Annotated in this window: 16 protein-coding genes; 6 read left to right on the top strand and 10 right to left on the bottom strand. The window is 70.5% G+C overall.

Going from position 1 to position 16,029, the window contains the following annotated elements; translation table 11 throughout:
* Positions 1–161 precede the first annotated feature (161 nt).
* The 3 genes from TSB10P1A_RS06010 (at position 162) to TSB10P1A_RS06000 (ending at position 4,594) form a co-directional block, all read left to right on the top strand.
* Entirely contained in the window at positions 162–2,108 is a 1,947-nt protein-coding gene (locus TSB10P1A_RS06010; RefSeq protein WP_186386991.1) for a methyl-accepting chemotaxis protein, read from the top strand.
* Between the two features lie 159 nt (positions 2,109–2,267).
* Positions 2,268–4,169 (top strand): DNA mismatch repair endonuclease MutL, encoded by a 1,902-nt coding sequence (gene mutL, locus TSB10P1A_RS06005; RefSeq protein ID WP_186386990.1) that lies wholly within the window; start codon positions 2,268–2,270, stop codon positions 4,167–4,169.
* Between the two features lie 143 nt (positions 4,170–4,312).
* Positions 4,313–4,594: a hypothetical protein gene (locus TSB10P1A_RS06000; protein ID WP_186386989.1), complete on the top strand. Its 282-nt coding sequence runs from the start codon at positions 4,313–4,315 to the stop codon at positions 4,592–4,594.
* A gap of 5 nt (positions 4,595–4,599) precedes the next feature.
* On the opposite strand, the gene rsmD is transcribed toward TSB10P1A_RS06000, so the two are convergent.
* Entirely contained in the window at positions 4,600–5,154 is a 555-nt protein-coding gene (rsmD, locus tag TSB10P1A_RS05995; protein WP_186386988.1) for a 16S rRNA (guanine(966)-N(2))-methyltransferase RsmD, read from the bottom strand.
* Positions 5,151–7,181 carry a pseudouridine synthase gene (locus tag TSB10P1A_RS05990; protein WP_186386987.1) on the bottom strand — a complete coding sequence of 677 codons (2,031 nt, stop codon included), beginning with the start codon at positions 7,179–7,181 and terminating at the stop codon, positions 5,151–5,153. The genes rsmD and TSB10P1A_RS05990 overlap by 4 nt, the downstream gene beginning before the upstream one ends.
* 138 nt (positions 7,182–7,319) lie before the next feature.
* Between TSB10P1A_RS05990 and TSB10P1A_RS05985 the strand changes: the two genes are divergently transcribed.
* Both TSB10P1A_RS05985 and TSB10P1A_RS05980 read left to right on the top strand, forming a co-directional pair.
* The gene (locus TSB10P1A_RS05985; protein ID WP_186386986.1) at positions 7,320–7,790 is read left to right on the top strand and encodes a nucleoside deaminase; all 471 of its coding nucleotides are present in this window, start codon (positions 7,320–7,322) and stop codon (positions 7,788–7,790) included.
* 72 nt (positions 7,791–7,862) lie between these two features.
* Entirely contained in the window at positions 7,863–8,207 is a 345-nt protein-coding gene (locus TSB10P1A_RS05980) for an antibiotic biosynthesis monooxygenase (RefSeq protein ID WP_186386985.1), read from the top strand.
* 12 nt (positions 8,208–8,219) lie between these two features.
* On the opposite strand, the gene TSB10P1A_RS05975 is transcribed toward TSB10P1A_RS05980, so the two are convergent.
* Together TSB10P1A_RS05975 and TSB10P1A_RS05970 are read right to left on the bottom strand one after the other, a co-directional pair.
* On the bottom strand, positions 8,220–9,065 hold the full coding sequence (locus TSB10P1A_RS05975) for an MBL fold metallo-hydrolase (protein ID WP_208985397.1): 846 nt from the start codon (positions 9,063–9,065) through the stop codon (positions 8,220–8,222).
* A 56-nt stretch (positions 9,066–9,121) separates the two neighbouring features.
* Positions 9,122–9,973 carry a patatin-like phospholipase family protein gene (locus tag TSB10P1A_RS05970; RefSeq protein ID WP_186386984.1) on the bottom strand — a complete coding sequence of 284 codons (852 nt, stop codon included), beginning with the start codon at positions 9,971–9,973 and terminating at the stop codon, positions 9,122–9,124.
* A 294-nt stretch (positions 9,974–10,267) separates the two neighbouring features.
* Here TSB10P1A_RS05970 and TSB10P1A_RS05965 point away from each other — a divergent pair, with 294 nt between their 5' ends.
* Positions 10,268–10,489: a DUF2093 domain-containing protein gene (locus TSB10P1A_RS05965; RefSeq protein ID WP_186386983.1), complete on the top strand. Its 222-nt coding sequence runs from the start codon at positions 10,268–10,270 to the stop codon at positions 10,487–10,489.
* Here TSB10P1A_RS05965 and lpxK read toward each other — a convergent pair.
* Genes lpxK through TSB10P1A_RS05935 form a run of 6 tightly spaced genes read right to left on the bottom strand, consistent with a single transcriptional unit; the run spans position 10,465 to position 16,027 of the window.
* Entirely contained in the window at positions 10,465–11,502 is a 1,038-nt protein-coding gene (gene lpxK, locus TSB10P1A_RS05960; RefSeq protein WP_186386982.1) for a tetraacyldisaccharide 4'-kinase, read from the bottom strand. The genes TSB10P1A_RS05965 and lpxK overlap by 25 nt on opposite strands.
* Complete coding sequence (locus TSB10P1A_RS05955) at positions 11,499–12,854, bottom strand: 3-deoxy-D-manno-octulosonic acid transferase (protein WP_186386981.1); 1,356 nt, start codon at positions 12,852–12,854, stop codon at positions 11,499–11,501. The genes lpxK and TSB10P1A_RS05955 overlap by 4 nt, the downstream gene beginning before the upstream one ends.
* Complete coding sequence (locus tag TSB10P1A_RS05950) at positions 12,851–13,540, bottom strand: lysophospholipid acyltransferase family protein (RefSeq protein WP_186386980.1); 690 nt, start codon at positions 13,538–13,540, stop codon at positions 12,851–12,853. Before TSB10P1A_RS05950 ends, TSB10P1A_RS05955 begins: the two co-directional genes overlap by 4 nt.
* A 51-nt stretch (positions 13,541–13,591) precedes the next feature.
* On the bottom strand, positions 13,592–13,834 hold the full coding sequence (locus TSB10P1A_RS05945) for a DUF4170 domain-containing protein (RefSeq protein WP_186386979.1): 243 nt from the start codon (positions 13,832–13,834) through the stop codon (positions 13,592–13,594).
* A 56-nt stretch (positions 13,835–13,890) separates the two neighbouring features.
* Positions 13,891–14,697 carry a 3'(2'),5'-bisphosphate nucleotidase CysQ gene (locus tag TSB10P1A_RS05940; protein WP_244293001.1) on the bottom strand — a complete coding sequence of 269 codons (807 nt, stop codon included), beginning with the start codon at positions 14,695–14,697 and terminating at the stop codon, positions 13,891–13,893.
* A complete protein-coding gene (locus tag TSB10P1A_RS05935) occupies positions 14,684–16,027 on the bottom strand; it encodes a TldD/PmbA family protein (RefSeq protein WP_186386978.1) in 1,344 nt (447 codons plus the stop codon). The genes TSB10P1A_RS05940 and TSB10P1A_RS05935 overlap by 14 nt, the downstream gene beginning before the upstream one ends.
* Between the last annotated feature and the right edge of the window lie 2 nt (positions 16,028–16,029).

Here is a 16,029-nt window from a genome sequence, read left to right as displayed (position 1 = left end):
GACGGATTGCCGCAGTTTCCAGCGCGTGCGCTTAAGACATTGTTCAACATGTTCTGGTCACTCTCGAGTAGAGACTTGGTCACATCTGAATATTGAAATTAGAGAAAGTATCTGTCTCCCGCTCCCGCTTCCCGTCGACCGGTCTCGTCGAGAGGTCAAGGATGAAGACGATAAGAGCACGCATGATGCTGGTGACGATTGCGCTGGCATTGCTTGGCGCGGTGTCCGCTGTCGCCATCTCGCAATGGGTGGCCGGGAGCTTGACGGACACGGCCTTGCAGCGGGAGGTGGCGGGCGCCAAGCGGCAGCTACTGGCGCAGATCGAGGCGGAAAGCCGCCAGGCCCTGTTGCTGGCCAAGGTGGTTGCGGGGCAGGCCTCGGTACAGCAGCGCTTCGCCGCCGGCGACCGCGAGGGGCTGGCGAACGAGTTTGTCCCGGCCTTCGAGGAGTTGAAGGCGCAGTTCGGCATTCGCCAGTTCCAGTTCCACCAGCCGCCCGCGACCTCCTTCCTGCGGGTTCACAAGCCGGAGGAGTTCGGCGACGATCTCGCGTCCTTCCGTGCCACGGTGGTGGAGACCAATGCCCAAGTCAGGGACATTTCCGGCCTGGAGCAGGGCGTTGCCGGCATCGGCAACCGCGGCGTCGTGCCCATCCGCGTCGATGGCCAGCACAAGGGCTCGGTCGAATTCGGTCTCGAATTGCATGAGATGTTCGTCGCCGATTTCACGGCGAAGACCGGCTATCCGCTGGCGGTCCTGCGGCTCGGCGCCAGGGGCGGCGACACGCTGGAAGTGATCGGCAATCGTCTGCCGGCCGACATGGATCCGCTGGCCCTTGCCGCGCAGGCGGCGGGCGGCGGCCTCGTCTCGGCTTCCGGCGATTTCTATGTCGACAAGATCGATGTCGCCGACTTTTCGGGGCATCCCGTTGCCGTCGCGGTGATCGCGGTGGACCGCACCGCCTATGCGACGATTGCCGGACGGGCGCGGGCGGCCGGCATCGGCGTCGGCCTGCTGCTGCTGGCAATTGCCGCCGGTGCGGTCGTCTACGCCGTGCGGTCGATCTGCAATCCGCTGCGCACGGTCGCCGACCAGATCATGGAACTGGCCGCCGGCAAGACCGGCTTCGAGGCCGTGGGGCGCGAGCGCTCGGACGAGATCGGCGACATCGCCCGCGCCATCGAGGTGTGCCGGGACAACCGCATCGAGCAGGATCGGCTGGAGCGCGCCCAGCATGGCGACCGGGAGGCGCGCGATGCGCGTCAGCGGCAGGTCGACGCGCTGATCAGCGGGTTCCAGGCCACCGCCCGGGACGTGCTGGCGGCCGTCGATCACGCCAATGCGAGCCTGGAGGCGACCGCGCGCACGCTGGAGGCGGTGGCAGCCTCCAGCGCGGAGCAGGCGGAAGGCGCAGCCTCGGCCTCGAGCGAGGCCTCCGGCAATGTGCAGTCCGTTGCGGGCGCGGCCGAGGAACTCTCCTCCTCGATCCACGAGATCTCGGAACAGGTGGAGCGGACCACGACGGTGGTCACCCGCGCGACCGACAGAACGCGGGCGACCAACGAGAAGGTCTCCGGCCTTGCAGCCTCCGCCTCCAAGATCGGCGAGGTGGTGACCTTGATCCAGGCGATCGCCGAGCAGACCAACCTGCTGGCGCTCAACGCCACGATCGAGGCCGCGCGCGCCGGCGAGGCGGGCAAGGGCTTTGCCGTCGTCGCGGGGGAGGTGAAGCAACTCGCCGACCAGACCTCGCGTGCCACCGGCGAGATCTCGGCCCAGATCGCGGCCATCCAGGCGGCGACCTCCGAAACGGCGAAGGCCATCGCCGAGATCGCCAACACCATGGACGACGTCAACGATCACACCAGCGCCATTGCCGCGGCGGTGGTTGAGCAGGGGGCGGCGACGAGCGAGATCAGTTCCAACATCCAGTTGGCTGCCACCCGCACCCGCTCCGTGGTCGACAGCATCGGCGAACTCGACACGGCGGTGGAGGAGACCAACCGCTCGGCGCAGCAGGTGCTGGGCGCGACCGGCGAGGCGGCGCGTCATACGGCGCGCTTCCGCGAGGAGATCGAGCGGTTCCTCAAGAGCGTTGCCGCCGCCTGAACGCTGCGCTGCTTCACTCTACGGCTGACATCGAGAGGAGCGCCCCGGGGCGCTCCTTTCCCGTTTCGCGGCAGGGTTGCCGGGGTGGCTGGTCCCGCGAGGCCAAACGGGCGATGCTGGCGCCGGGAGACGAGGCGATTCGCAGGTGAAGGTCCGGGAATGACGATCCGGCAATTGAGCGACCACGCGATCAACCAGATCGCGGCGGGCGAAGTGATCGAGCGGCCGGCCAGCGTGGTCAAGGAACTGGTCGAGAACGCGCTGGATGCGGGCGCCGCGCGCATCTGCGTGGCGACGGCGGCCGGCGGCAAGACGTTGATCCGCGTGGATGACGACGGCTGCGGCATTCCCGCAGACCAGTTGGCGCTGGCGGTCGAGCGGCATTGCACCTCCAAGCTCTCCGAGGACGACCTGTTCGACATCCGCAGCCTCGGCTTTCGCGGCGAGGCGCTGCCCTCCATCGGCGCGATCGCGCGCCTTGCCATGACCTCGCGTCATGCGTCGGACGCCCATGCCTGGGCCATCCGGGTCGAGGGCGGGCGCAAGGACGGTCCGTCCCCGGCCAGCCATGCGGGGGGGACCCAGGTGGAGGTACGCGACCTGTTCTTCGCCACCCCCGCGCGACTCAAGTTCCTGAAGTCGGACCGGGCGGAAGGCGCGGCGGTCACCGACGTGGTCCGCCGGCTGGCGCTCGCCAACCCGTCGGTGCGCTTCGAACTGTCGGGAAGCGACCGGCAGGCGACGACCTTTGCCGCGGCCAGCGGCGAGCGGGCGCTGGAAGCCCGCATCGCCCAGGTGATGGGCACCGATTTCGTGGAGAATGCCCGGCCGGTGGATGCGGTGCGCGAGGGCGTGCGGCTGCACGGGCTTGCCGGCCTGCCGACCTTCCACAAGGCCAATTCGCTGTCCCAGTTCTTTTTCGTCAACGGCCGGCCGGTGCGCGACAAGCTGCTGATGGCGGCGCTGCGCGGCGCCTATGCCGATGTGCTCGCCCGCGACCGGCATCCGGTCACCGTGCTGTTCCTCGAACTCGACCCGCGCCAGGTCGACGTCAACGTTCACCCCGCCAAGGCCGACGTGCGCTTCCGCGACGCGCAACTGGTGCGCGGACTGATCGTCGGCGCCCTGCGCCAGGTCTTTGCGGAGGCCGGCCATCTCGCCTCCTCGCACACCGCAAGGTCAGCGATGGCGTCCTTCTCGACAGGCTTTGCGGCCGGCCCGTCCGCCGGCCTACGCCCCGCCTCGGGCGGCACGTATGGCTACCAGCGCTCAGCAACGTCGCCGGCGCCAGCCTCAACCGACTGGCGCGCCTCGCCCTTCCGGCCGCTCGACGATGGGGAGGCAGACGATGGCGGGGCGCCGGTCATATCCGGCTTCGGCGAGGCGACGCAGGCGGGCTTCGAGACGCTGGACATGCCCTCGGCGGATGCCCGCGCGCATGTTTTCGCCCCTGCCAATGAGGCAATGGAGGAGCGCCAGACGCGCCCGCTCGGCGCGGCGCGCGCGCAGGTGCATGCCACCTACATCATCTCCCAGACCGAGGACGGCCTCGTCATTGTCGACCAGCACGCCGCGCATGAACGGCTGGTCTACGAGCGGCTGAAGGCGGCGCTCGCCGAGCGCGGCGTCGCCCGCCAGGGCCTCCTGATCCCCGAGATCGTCGAACTGCCACAGGAAGATGTGGCGCGTCTCGCCGAGCGCGCCGAGGAGTTGGAGGCCGTCGGTCTGGTGCTGGAGCCGTTCGGCCCCGGCGCGGTGGCGGTGCGCGAGACGCCGGCGCTGCTCGGCCAGATCGACATTCGCGGCCTGGTGACCGATCTTGCCGACGATCTCGCCGAATGGGACAGTTCCACCCGCCTGCGCGAGCGGCTCGACCATGTCGCTGCGACCATGGCCTGTCACGGGTCGGTGCGCGCCGGGCGCCGCCTGCGGCCGGAGGAAATGGACGCCCTGCTGCGCGAGATGGAGGCAACGCCCAATTCCGGCCAGTGCAACCATGGTCGCCCGACCTGGATCTCGCTGAAGCTCTCCGACATCGAGCGGCTGTTCGGCCGCAAATAGCGCAGGGAAGAGGGCGCGGCGCGGCGTTTTCTCAGCCGCTCGCGCGCCTGTAATGCGCCCGTCATACGCCCGTCATGCGCCCGTGCCATTTGCGTGCAAGGGAGCGCCCGTGCGGGCTCCATCCGTCCTGGAGCCGATCGCGCATGAAACTGTTCGTCTGGGCGGCGGCCGTGGTGATGATCCTGCTCGGTCTTGCGACCGTCTGGACACCAATCCCCACCGGCGTGCCGCTCATCGCCGGCGGGCCGATCCTGATCCTTGGCAGCAGCCGCCAGGCGACGCGCTGGCTGCGCACCCGCCGTCGCCGGCTGCTGCGGCTCGATGAGGCCTTCATCCGACTGGAGGAAAAGGCGCCGAAGGGCCTGACGGCGGCACTGCGCCGCACCCGCCCGCGCCGCAAGGAGCCGTCCCAACCCGGGTCTTGACGGCGCTACACCCGGCGGAAGAGGACGAACTGGCTGTCGCCGACGGTGCGGCGGTCCAGCTCTTCCAGCCCGTCGATGGGGGTGATCTCAGTCTTGGCGTCTTCTTCCAACACCACCAGCGCGCCCGGCGCCAGCCAGCCGCCGGCAAGGCAGGCGGCGAGCGCCTGCTCGCCCAGCCCCTTGCGATAGGGCGGGTCGGCGAAGACGAGGTCGAAGGGCGCGATGGTGCCGACCGGGCCGATGCGCGTTGCGTCGCGGCGGAAGATCTTGGTCGCCCCGGTCAGGCCGAGCGCCTCGACATTGGCGCGGATCGCTGCACGCGCGGCACTCGCCTCCTCGACGAAGAGGCAGTGGCGGGCGCCGCGGCTCAGCGCCTCCAGCCCCAGCGCGCCGCTGCCGGCGAACAGGTCCAGCACGCGCGTCTCCTGCAGCGCCTCGCCATGGCCATGGGCCAGCACGTTGAACAGGGTCTCGCGCAGCCGGTCGCTGGTCGGGCGCGTCGCGTCACCGCGCGGCGCCTCGATCGGCGAGCCCCGGAAGCGTCCGGCGACAATCCTCACGGGCGCTTGCCCCCACCAGGACCCTTCCCGCCGGGCCCCCTGCCTCCAGGACCCTTGCCGCCGGGGCCTTTGCCCGCCGGACGGCTGCTGCCCGGGCGGCCTCCGCCGGGACGCCCACCTGCCGGACGGCCGCCCCCGGGACGGTCTCCCCGTGGCCGGTCTTCGCGCGACCGGTCTCCGCCGGGCTTGCCGCCGAAGGGACGGTCGCCTCTCGGGCGGTCGTCGCGCGGCCTGTCAGTTCCGGGTCTGTCAGTTATGGGCCTGTCAGTTCTAGGCCTGTCGCCGAAGGGTCGCTCGCCCCTTGGGCGATCCTCGCGGGGCCGATCGTCCCTCGGCCTGTCCTCGCGCGACCTGTCCTCGCGCGGGCCGGAACGGCGCGGGCGGTCGTCGCCTGAACGGGCCGCGAAGGGCTTGCGCTCGGCCCTGTCCCCGAAGGGCTTCCTGTCTCCGAAGGACTTTCCGCCGCCAGCCTTGCCGCCAAATGCCTTTCCGCCGCCCGGCTTGCCGCGGCCCGCGCCGCGCGGCGCGTCGTCGGACACGGGGGCGGTGTCGACCACCAGCGAGCCGTCCTCGTCCCAGATCCGCCGGCGGGCGCCGCTCGCCTGGCTGTCGCCCTTGGGCGCGCGGGGCATCGTCTCCGGCGTGAAGCGGAAGCGCGAGCGCGGCGAGATATAGGCCGAAGATTCTGCCTCGTCCCGCGACGGCTTTGCCCGGCTCTCGTCCTTGCGCCGGCTGCGCGACGGCTTCTCGCGCGCCTCGCGGCCCTCGCGGGCACTGAGGTAACGGTCCTCGGCTCTAGCGGCTCCGGGCTTGCCAGAGATGGGCTTGCCGGCCGCGGGCTTGCCGCGCTGCGGGCCGGCACCGGGAGCGGACTTGCGGGCCGGCTTGGCATCGTCGCCGTCGGCCTCGCCGCCCGGCGTCAGCAGCGGGGCCTCGAAGTCGGTATTGGCCTCGGCGGCCAGCCGTTCGCCGAGCTGGTCGCGCAGCACCCGCCCACGGATTTCGCGCACCTCGCCCTCGGGCAGTTCGGCAAGCTGGAACGGGCCGAAGGAGATGCGGATCAGCCGGTTCACGGCAAGGCCGAGATGCTCCAGCACCTTCTTGATTTCGCGGTTCTTGCCCTCGCGCAGGGCGATCGTCATCCAGACGTTATCGCCCTGCTCCTTGTCGATCTGCGCCTCGATGGCGCCATAGAGCACGCCGTCGATCTCGATGCCGTCGGCCAGCTTGTCGAGCCGGTCCTGGGTGATCTGGCCATAGGCGCGCACGCGGTAGCGGCGCAGCCAGCCGGTGGCCGGCAGTTCCAGCACCCGCGACAGGCCGCCGTCATTGGTCAGCAGCAGCAGGCCTTCGGTGTTGATGTCGAGACGCCCGACGGTCAGCACCCGCGGCAGGGTCTTGGGCAGCCGCTCGAACACGGTCGGCCGGCCTTCCGGATCGGAATTGGTCGTCACCAGGCCGCGCGGCTTGTGGTAGAGCCAGAGGCGGGTGCGCTCGCGCTCCGGCAGCGGCTCGCCGTCCACGGTGATGCGATCGGCGTCGGTCACGGTGACGGCCGGCGAGGTCAGCACCGTGCCGTTGACGGCAACGCGCCCGGCGACCACCCAGCTCTCCGCCGTGCGGCGCGAGCACAGGCCGGCACGGGCGATCACCTTGGCGACGCGCTCGGCATCCTCGGTGCGCGCGGCCAGCGGCGCTGCGCCCGGCGGCGGGGTCTTGTCGCGCTTCGGCGCGCCCTTGCGATCAGCGAAGCTCTTCTTGCTACCGAAGCTCTTCTTGCCGCCAGAGCTCTTCTTGTCGGAGAAGGGCTTGCCACCGCTCCGCTTGTCCGCACCCGGCCGGTCGCCGGCGGGCTTTGCGCCGAAGCTCTTGCGCGGAGCGCGTGCCTCGGCACCGTCCGTTGAACGATGTGCGCCGTCAGTGCCGCGCGCTGCGCGGGGCTTGCCGTTGCCGGGGCGTCCGCTGCCGGATTTCCCCGGCGCGGGGGCGCGGCGCGGGGGCCGCGAGGGTCGATTGTCTTCGGTCATGGTGCCGCGTCATACCAGAGCGGCAGGGCTGCGGGAAGCGCGCTTTTTCAGCGCCTGCCCCCGCGTTTTGCGCAAGGGGCGGGAGGAGGGCCGAGTTGGCGATTCCAAACGGCGCTCCGGGGCTGTAGGGTCGCGGCCATGACAGGGAACGACAGGCCTGCCGCGGGCGGCAGCTTCATGGATCTGGCGCTGGCCGAGGCACGGGCGGCGGCGGCGCGGGGCGAGGTGCCGGTCGGCGCCGTGCTGGTGCGCGGCGGCGAGGTTCTGGCCGCCGACGGCAACCGCACGCTGGAGCTGAGCGACCCCACCGCCCATGCGGAAATCCTGGTGATGCGGCGTGCCGCCGCCGCGCTCGGCAGCCAGCGGCTGCCCGACTGCGATCTCTACGTCACGCTCGAACCCTGCCCGATGTGCGCGGCGGCGATTTCCTTCGCCCGCATCCGCCGGCTCTATTTCGGCGCACAGGACCCCAAGGGCGGCGCGGTTGAGAACGGCGTGCGCTTCTATTCCCAGGCCACCTGCCACCATGCGCCGGAGGTCTATTCCGGGCTTGCCGAGCGCGACGCGGCGGAGCTTTTGCGCAGCTTTTTCAAGGCACGGCGCGACTGAAAGACACCGGCGGGCGGCAGGCACGAGGGGCCGCGTCGCCGGACAGCGTCACCAAACACGGAGGGAGAGAACATGATTGCGGTGATCTTCGAGCTTTGGCCGAAGGAGGGCCACACGGGCGCCTATCTCGACATCGCGGCGGGGTTGAAGCCGCTGCTCGCCGAGCAGGACGGGTTCATTTCGGTGGAACGGTTCGAGAGCCTGACCGAGCCGGGAAAGCTGCTCTCCCTCTCGTTTTGGCGCGATGAGGAGGCCCTGTCGAAGTGGCGGCACGAGGCGCGCCACCGCATGGCGCAGGCGGCCGGCCGCAAGACCCATTTCGCCGATTATCGCCTGCGCGTGGCCGCCGTCATCCGCGACTACGGCATGAGCGCGCGTGACGAGGCGCCGGAAGACAGCATCGCTCTGCACGGGTGAGGCGGCGCTCCCTCAGCGCTCCGGCAATACCAGAACGGTCTGCTCCGCTGGGAGCGCCGCGCGGCTGGCCACATAGAGCGGGCTCTCAGACATCTCGACGCGGAAGCCTTCGCTCGCCATGCGGGCGACGAAGGTTTCCTGCGAGCCGTAGGTATAGGCATGCATCGGGATGACGATGCGCGGCGAAACGGCGCCGATCACCTCCACCAGGCTGTCGAGCCTGAGCGTCGAGGCGTTGTCGACCGGGGCGAAGACGATGTCGATCGTGCCGAGCCGGGCAAGGTCCTCGGGTGTCAGCCGGTGGTGCAGATGGCCGAGATGGGCGATGCACAGGTCCGCCACCTCGAAGACGAAGATCGAGTTGCCGAGCAGGCGCGTCTGGCCGTCCCAGCCGCGGATATTGGTCTGCAGGTTGCGGATGCGCACGTCCTCGACGGTGAGGTCGTGGTCCATCGGCCCACCGTCCGGGTTCCAGCCGAGCAGCACATGCTCGATCGCCGGATCCGGATTGAGGGTGAAATGGGTGGAATGGGCACCGTTCATGGTGACGACGCGCGGCAGCCGCGCGGGCCGGTGCACGTTGTTGTAGTCGGTGGCGATGCGCACGCCCTTCGGCGTCTCGATCTCGAACGTGGCGTGTCCGACAAAGGTGATGCCGACCTGGTCCATCGCCAGTGCCGCCTGCCGCACCAGAGGTGGGGGAGCGGTGATCCAGCCGTCGGCGAGCAACTGGCAGGAGGCGGCGGCCTGTCCGCCGGCAAGGGCGAAGGTGCCGACAAGCCCGGCAAGCCCGGCAAGCGCAGATCGCGCCATCGTCCGCAGCGGGCGGAGGGGGGCGGAGAAGGTCGTCAGGTCCATCGCAAGGCTCCCTGCTGGCGTGCCGCAAGGTTAGGATAGCGCCCTGGCCGCTCGCTTCAAGGTATCGCGCGCCCGGCCTCGAAGGCCTCGATGGCGGCGGCGACCTGCCGCTTGACCGTTTCCCGCATCGGCTCGGCCGCCTCCAGGATGGTGCCGGTCTTCATGAAGTCGAGCACGCGGAAGCCGGAAATGTCCGGCTTCACCAGCACGTCCGGCTGGCGGTTCTTCAGCTTTTCCTGAACGATCGACTGCATCAGGATCTGCGTCGCGCCGAACACCGCATCGCCCGCCCCCGGCAGGTTGCGGCCCTTGCGCGGGATCGGCGAGCCGACCACGTCGCTGGCGACGACGATGTCCATGTCGGGCGGCAGCGCATCGAAGGGCAGGGGGTTGACGAGACCGCCGTCGACCATGATGCGCCCTTCGACCGTGACCGGCTTGAACAGCGCCGGGATGGCAATGGAGGCGGCAACGGCATGGTGCAGCGAGCCCTGCTGCAGCCGCACCTCCCGGCACAGGTAGAAGTCGGTGGCGATCAGGGTGAGCGGTGTCTGCAACTCTTCGAAGCTTGCCGGAATGTGCTGGCCGACAAACTGTTCCAGCACCTTGAGCGCGTTGAACTGCATGATGCCGGGATTGCCGAACAGGTCGCCGAGCCGGCGCGGGCGCAGCTTCCACAGCCGGGCGAGTACGGCATTGCGGTCGGCGAAGGTCGCCTGCGAGATCTCGCGCAGCGCCGCGCCGTCGAGGCCGGTGGCGAAGGCCGCTCCGAAGATCGCGCCGATGGAGGTGCCGGCGATCGCCGCCGGGCGGATGCCGAGGTCGTCGAAGGCCTCCATCACCGGGACATGAGCCATGCCGCGCGCCCCGCCGCCGCCGAGTGCCAGTCCGATCCGTACCGTGGTCATGACGTCTCCTGTGTGGGGCATTCCCCGTCCCGATGGTTTCGCGCCCGCCGGCGCGGGTCAAGCCGGCGAAGGCGCACAGGCTGCCGACCGCATCCGTTCGGTTTCGCTTAACGGAGGAATCGGGCAACTTGCGGATGACACCTGTCGCCGATCCGCGAGGGCGGCGGCAAGGGGTCTTCCAAGAGGTAGGGCGGCATGAGACGCGGCGGCACGGCAAGGGGTGGCCAAGGAGCCGGCAGGCCTGTATTCAGGACCCAAAGGCGGCCGCGACGGGCCGCGAAAGGCACCACACGCATGAACCGATACGAGACCCCGCGCGTGCCGGGCGAGGCGCGCATCCGCTATCTGGACGCCGATTTCCAGATCCTGTCGCCGGGCACCTTCGTGCGCTGCGCCGTCACCGGCCAGACGCTCCCGCTCGATGAGCTGAAGTACTGGAGCGTGTCGCGCCAGGAGGCCTATGCCGATGCGCAGGCTGCCCTGTCCCGCTATCAGGAATGCGGCAACACGCCCTGATCAAGGCGGGCGCCAAGAAACGCGGCAAGGGCTTCGGGATCTTCGGGCCGCATCTCGACCTTGAGCACCTGCGCTTGCCTTGCCAGCCGGGCAAGCGCGGTGTCGCCTTCGCCCGTGCCGAACCGCACCTGGTCCTTTGCCGTGGTGGCGAGGGTCAGTCCTGACCGCGCGGCGCGGTCGAGCAGGTCCTGCGCCTCGCTGTCGGTGAAGGCGTGATGATCGCCGAAGAACCGCGTCTCGACAATCTCGGCCCCGGCACCGCGCAGGCTGTCCACGAACCGCTCCGGCCGGCCGATCCCGGCAAAGGCGAGCACCCGGGTCCCCGCCAGCCAATCCTCCTCAAGCGCAGCCAGACTTGCGCGAAAGACCGGCAGGCCGCGACGCCGGGCGGCGGCCTCGACCGGTTTTGCCGCCTCGCCGTCGCCGATCACCACCAGCGCATCGACATGGGCAAGCTGCCGCTCCACCGGCGCGCGCAAGGGGCCGGCCGGCAGGCAGAAGCCGTTGCCGGTGCCGGCGGTGGCGTCGACCAGCGCCAGCGACACGGTCTTGGCCAGTGCCGGGTTCTGCAGCCCGTCATCCATCAGGATGACGCTGCCGAGCCCTTCCGCGAGCCTTGCGCCGGCCGGCCGGTCGGCGGAGATCACCACCGGGCCGCTGGCAGCAAGCAGCAAGGGCTCGTCGCCGGCTTCCGCGGGGCCGTGGCGCACTGGGTCGAGCTGCACCGGCGGCCCGCCGGAGAGCCGCCCGCCATAGCCACGGGTGAGGAAGACCGGGCGCTCGCCGCGCGCCTTGAGCATCTCGGCAAGCGCCAGGGCAAAGGGCGTCTTGCCGGTGCCGCCGACGGTGAAGTTGCCGACGCAGATCACCGGCACGGCGGCGGTGTAGGCAGGCTTGCGCCCCATGCGGATTGCTGTGATCGCGCCATAGATCCAGCCGAACGGGGCGAGCGCGACGGCGGCAGGGCCGGGCGGCCGCCACCAGAAGGACGGGGCTTCAAGTCCGCCGCTCACGGCGCCGGATCCCGTGCCGGTGGCAGCAGGGGGCGAAGCGCGGCAAGGCTTGCGTCGAGCGCGCCGCTTCCGGCCCGGCCGACATTGGCGGCGATGGCCGCCCGTTCGCTGGCAAGCCGCCTGTCGCCCAGCAGGGCGCGCACGGCGTCGGCCAGTTCGCGCGCATCCCGGACGATCTCCGCCCCCTTCGCCGTAAACAGCGGAGTGTAGATGTCGAGCAGGTTGAACACATGCGGGCCGGTGACGATGGCCGCGCCGAGGCGGGCGGCCTCCAGCGGGTTCTGCCCGCCCTCCGGCACCAGCGACTTGCCGATGAAGGCGACCGGCGCGATGCGATAGTAGAGGCCCATCTCGCCGATCGTGTCGCCGAGATAGATGTCGCAGTCCGGGTCCGGCAGCAGACCTTGCGAGCGCCGGGCGAGCCGCAGCCCCTGCGCCGCGAGGGTGTCTGCGATGGCGGCTCCCCGCTCCGGATGGCGCGGCACGATGACCGTGAGCAGGCCCGGCAGTTCGGCGCGCAGCGCCTCGTGAACCTCGGCGACCAGCGTTTCCTCGCCCTCATGGGTGCTGGCTGCGAGCCACACGGGCCGTCCGGCGAGCGCCTGCGTCAGCGCGTCCAGCGCCTGCGCGTCGACCGGCAGGTCGCCGCCGTCGAACTTCAGGTTGCCGCAGACCTCCACCCGGGGGGCGCCGAACTCGCTGAGCCGCTCCCCGTCCTCCGGCGTCTGGGCGAGGCAGAGCGGAATGCGCGAGAAGATGGCGCGGGCGAAGGGCCGCATCCGCCGCCAGCCCTTGGCCGAGCGCGGCGACATGGTGGCGCTGGCAATGGCAAGCGGAATGCCGCGCCGGGCCAGCGACGAGATGGTCGTCGGCCAGATTTCCGATTCCGCCGTGATGGCAAGGTCGGGCCGCCAGTGGTCGAGAAAGCGGTCGATGCCCGGCGGCGTGTCATAGGGCACGAACTGGTGGATGACGCCGGGATCCACCTCGGCGGCGGCGATCCGGGCGGAGGTGACGGTGCCGGTGGTCAGCAGCACGGCGAGCCCGCGCTGGCGCAGGGCGCGCACCAGGGGGCGCGAGGCGTTCATCTCGCCGACGCTGGCCGCATGCAGCCAGACCAGCGGTCCGTCGGGGCGCGGCCGCGAGGCGCGGCCGAAGCGTTCGCCGCGCCGGCCGGCATCCTCCTTGCCGCGCCGCGCCCGGCGGGCGAAGAGCAGCGGCAGCAGCGGCGCCACCGCATGGCCGAAGCCGCGATAGAGCAGGAGCAGGATCTCCCCGATCAGTCGCGACGGCACTCCGGCGCGGGCGAGGCCGGCCGGCACAGCGGTCCTGTCCGGGCCGTCGGTCGTCATCTGGACTTTGCCAGGGCGTAGGCGCGGGCGGTGGTCTCGTTCATCGAGGCCTCCACCGCCTGGCGCGCCTCCTCCAGCGCGGCGTCGTCGGCATCCGGGGCGATGCGGATCATGTCGCCGGCTGCCACCACCATCCGGCTGAACGGCAGGTTGATCGTTGCCCGGTCCCAGCTCGACAGGTCGACATGGCGGCTGGTGGCGACCGCTATCGGGAGGATCGGCCGGCCGGAATGGCGGGCGAGTTGGACGATGCCGAGCCCGGCGACGCGCGACACCTTCGGCACATCCGCCGTCATCGCCACGCTGGCGCCTTCCTTCAGGCAGCGCATCGCCTCGATAAAACCGCGCAGGCCCCCGCGCTTGCTCACCTGGTGGGCGTGATGGGCACCGGACGCGCGGATGAGCCCAAGGCCGAGCTTGCGCGCGGCAATCGCGTTGATCTCGCCGTCGGCGGAGCGCGAGATCATCACCCGGACGTCATAACTCGGCGGGCGCGCGAAGGGCACGGCGAAATGCTGGCCGTGCCACATGGCGACGATGGCCGGCAGGTCGTCTTCGATCCGCTCGTAGAGGTCGGGCGGGTCCAGGCGGAAGGAGCTGGTCTTGCGCACGGCGAGCAGGTAGCCGGCCAGCGCGTTGCCGACCAGCCGCTGCAGCAGGGGGCTGCGTCCGGCGCGCTTCAGCATGATCCGCCCGGCCGTGCGGCCGGCCTCCGGGAAAGACGTCGTACCAAGGGTTTACTGGCCCTCGGTCTCGGGGTCGAGCAGGCGGTGCATATGGACGATGAAGTAGCGCATGTGGGCGTTGTCGACCGACTGCTGCGCCTTCTGCTTCCACACCACATAGGCCGCGGCATAGTTGGGGTAGATGCCGACGATGTCGAGCTTCTCGAGATCGCGGAAGGTCAGGCCGTCGACACGTTCGAGCTCGCCGCCGAAGACGAGATGGAGAAGCTGCTTGCCGGGTTCGGTGGTCGTCATGAACGTCACTCCGGGAACGGGGTTCGCAAGGATCTGGCCGGACTGTCCGGCCGGCATCACGGGTTCGTCAAGAGCTGCGCGAGGATCGGCCGGAGCGGCACGGCCAGGGCCGGCGGCCCTGCGACCAGCGCCGGGTGCCGGACGCTCGCCCGGTTGTAGGCAAGCGGCCGCCCCTCGAGATCCTCAAGCCGGCCGCCCGCTTCCTGCACCAAAAGGTCGGCCGCCGCAAGATCCCAGTCGCAGGCATTTTCCCGGACCACGGCGGCGTCGATCAGGCCTTGTGCGACCAGCGCCAGGCGCAGGGCCAGCGAGGGAATGTAGCCGGCATGGGAAATGCCGGTGCGCATCATCGGCCCCTGGCCGGTGATCGACTTGGGACCGGCAACGCTGGCGCCCGACAGCACCGGCTGGCCGGAAACGGCAACCTCGCGCCCGTTGAGCCTTGCTCCCTGGCCGAGGGTCGCGGTGTAGAGATCGTTGCCGACCGGCCGGTAGAGCGCCGCCGCGACGGGCCTGCCGTCCTCGACCACCGCGATCGCCACGGTCCACTCGCCGGAACCGGCGAGAAAACCGCGCGTCCCGTCGATCGGGTCGACGACGAAGCTGCGCCGGGCCGCCAGCCGCGAGCGGTCGTCCGCGGTCTCTTCCGACAGCCAGCCATAGTCGGGACGCGCCGCCTTCAACGCCTGGGCAAGGTGCCGGTCGACGGCAAGGTCGGCCTCGGAGACGGGAGAGTCGTTCTCCTTGGTCCAGCGACGCGGGTCCTTGCGGAAATAGGACAGGGCGATCTCGCCTCCCTCGCGGGCCGCGCGGGCGATCAGCTCCATGTCGTCGAGATTGGCGGTCGTGTCACGCGCCGGCAATGGTGAGGCCCCTCAGCAGCAGGCTCGGCACCTGGTAGGCGGAGCGGGTGTCGAGGTCGCTGCCCGCCTCCAGCGAGGCGAACATCGGGATCAGATTGCCGGCGATGGTGATCTCCGAGACCGGATAGGCAATGGCGCCGTCCTCGATCCAGAAGCCCGAGGCGCCGCGCGAGTAATCCCCGGTGACGCCATTGACGCCGTGGCCGATGAGGTCGGTGACCAGGAGGCCGGTGCCGATCTCGGCCAGCATCTCGGCTTGCGAGCGGGCGCCGGGTGACAGGGTGACATTGGTGGTCGACGGGCTGGTGCCGGCCCCGCCGCGTACCGCCCGGCCGTTGGGGGCAAGGCCGAGTTCGCGCGCTGCCGGCGTGTCGAGCAGCCAGGTCTTGAGGATGCCGTCCTCCACCAGCACCAGCGGGGCGACGGGCCGGCCCTCGCCGTCGAACGGGCGGCTCGCCGGGCCGCGCGGCCGGGTCGGGTCGTCGGTGATGGCAATCCCCGCAGCGAAGATCCGCTCGCCCATCTTCTCCTTCAGGAAGCTGGTGCCCCGGGCAATCGCCGCGCCATTGATGGCGCCGGCGAAATGGCCGAGCAGCGAGCGCGCCGCGCGCGGCTCGTAGACGATGTCGGCGGTGCGGGTCGAGAGCTTGCGCGGGTTGAGCCGTGCCACCGCCCGCTCGCCGGCGCGCCGGCCGATCTCGCGCGGGTCGGCAAGATCGGACAGAAATCCTCGGCTGTCGAAGTCGTAGTCCCGCTCCATTCCCGTGCCTTCGCCGGCGACCGCCGTCGCCGAGACGCCGTGGCGCGAGACCAGATATCCCCCGCAGAAGCCTTCGCTGGTCGCCAGCACGATGCCGCTGAGGCGGAAGGAGGCGCTGGCCCCGCCCGAGCGGCTGACGCCCTTGACGCCAAGGGCCGCGGCCTCCGCCTCGCGGGCGCGCTCGGCAAGCGCCTCGGCGCCCACCTCTACCCCGTCGAGCAGTTCGAGATCGGGAAACACGCTGGCGAGTTCGCCCGCCGGCACAAGCCCCGCGAACGGGTCTTCCGGCGCGGCGCGGGCCATGGCGACGGCGCGTTCTGCAAGCGTCGCGCCCTCGCGGAAATCGTTGGAGGAGACGCTGGCGACCCGGTGGCCGCAGAACACGCGCAAGGTGACGTCGTCGGCCTCCGAGCGTTCGCTTTCCTCAAGCTTGCCCTCGCGCATCTCGACGGAAAGCGAGACGCCGGTGGCGGCGACGACGTCGGCCGCGTCGGCGCCTGCCTTGAGGGCGGCCTCGACAAGCGTGCGGGCCTCGTCCATCAGCCGGGTCTGGTCAATCGGGTGCTGCATCT

Source organism: Stappia sp. TSB10P1A, assembly GCF_900185725.1.
Lineage (GTDB): Bacteria > Pseudomonadota > Alphaproteobacteria > Rhizobiales > Stappiaceae > Stappia.
This window is presented reverse-complemented; position numbering and strand designations above follow the sequence as displayed.

Coding starts and splice junctions, on each gene's coding strand:
- TSB10P1A_RS06010 (WP_186386991.1), top strand. CDS start 162: ATGAAGACGATAAGAGCACGCATGATGCTGGTGACGATTGCGCTGGCA.
- mutL (WP_186386990.1), top strand. CDS start 2,268: ATGACGATCCGGCAATTGAGCGACCACGCGATCAACCAGATCGCGGCG.
- TSB10P1A_RS06000 (WP_186386989.1), top strand. CDS start 4,313: ATGAAACTGTTCGTCTGGGCGGCGGCCGTGGTGATGATCCTGCTCGGT.
- TSB10P1A_RS05990 (WP_186386987.1), bottom strand. CDS start 7,181: ATGACCGAAGACAATCGACCCTCGCGGCCCCCGCGCCGCGCCCCCGCG.
- TSB10P1A_RS05985 (WP_186386986.1), top strand. CDS start 7,320: ATGACAGGGAACGACAGGCCTGCCGCGGGCGGCAGCTTCATGGATCTG.
- TSB10P1A_RS05980 (WP_186386985.1), top strand. CDS start 7,863: ATGATTGCGGTGATCTTCGAGCTTTGGCCGAAGGAGGGCCACACGGGC.
- TSB10P1A_RS05975 (WP_208985397.1), bottom strand. CDS start 9,065: ATGGACCTGACGACCTTCTCCGCCCCCCTCCGCCCGCTGCGGACGATG.
- TSB10P1A_RS05970 (WP_186386984.1), bottom strand. CDS start 9,973: ATGACCACGGTACGGATCGGACTGGCACTCGGCGGCGGCGGGGCGCGC.
- TSB10P1A_RS05965 (WP_186386983.1), top strand. CDS start 10,268: ATGAACCGATACGAGACCCCGCGCGTGCCGGGCGAGGCGCGCATCCGC.
- TSB10P1A_RS05955 (WP_186386981.1), bottom strand. CDS start 12,854: ATGACGACCGACGGCCCGGACAGGACCGCTGTGCCGGCCGGCCTCGCC.
- TSB10P1A_RS05950 (WP_186386980.1), bottom strand. CDS start 13,540: ATGCTGAAGCGCGCCGGACGCAGCCCCCTGCTGCAGCGGCTGGTCGGC.
- TSB10P1A_RS05945 (WP_186386979.1), bottom strand. CDS start 13,834: ATGACGACCACCGAACCCGGCAAGCAGCTTCTCCATCTCGTCTTCGGC.
- TSB10P1A_RS05935 (WP_186386978.1), bottom strand. CDS start 16,027: ATGCAGCACCCGATTGACCAGACCCGGCTGATGGACGAGGCCCGCACG.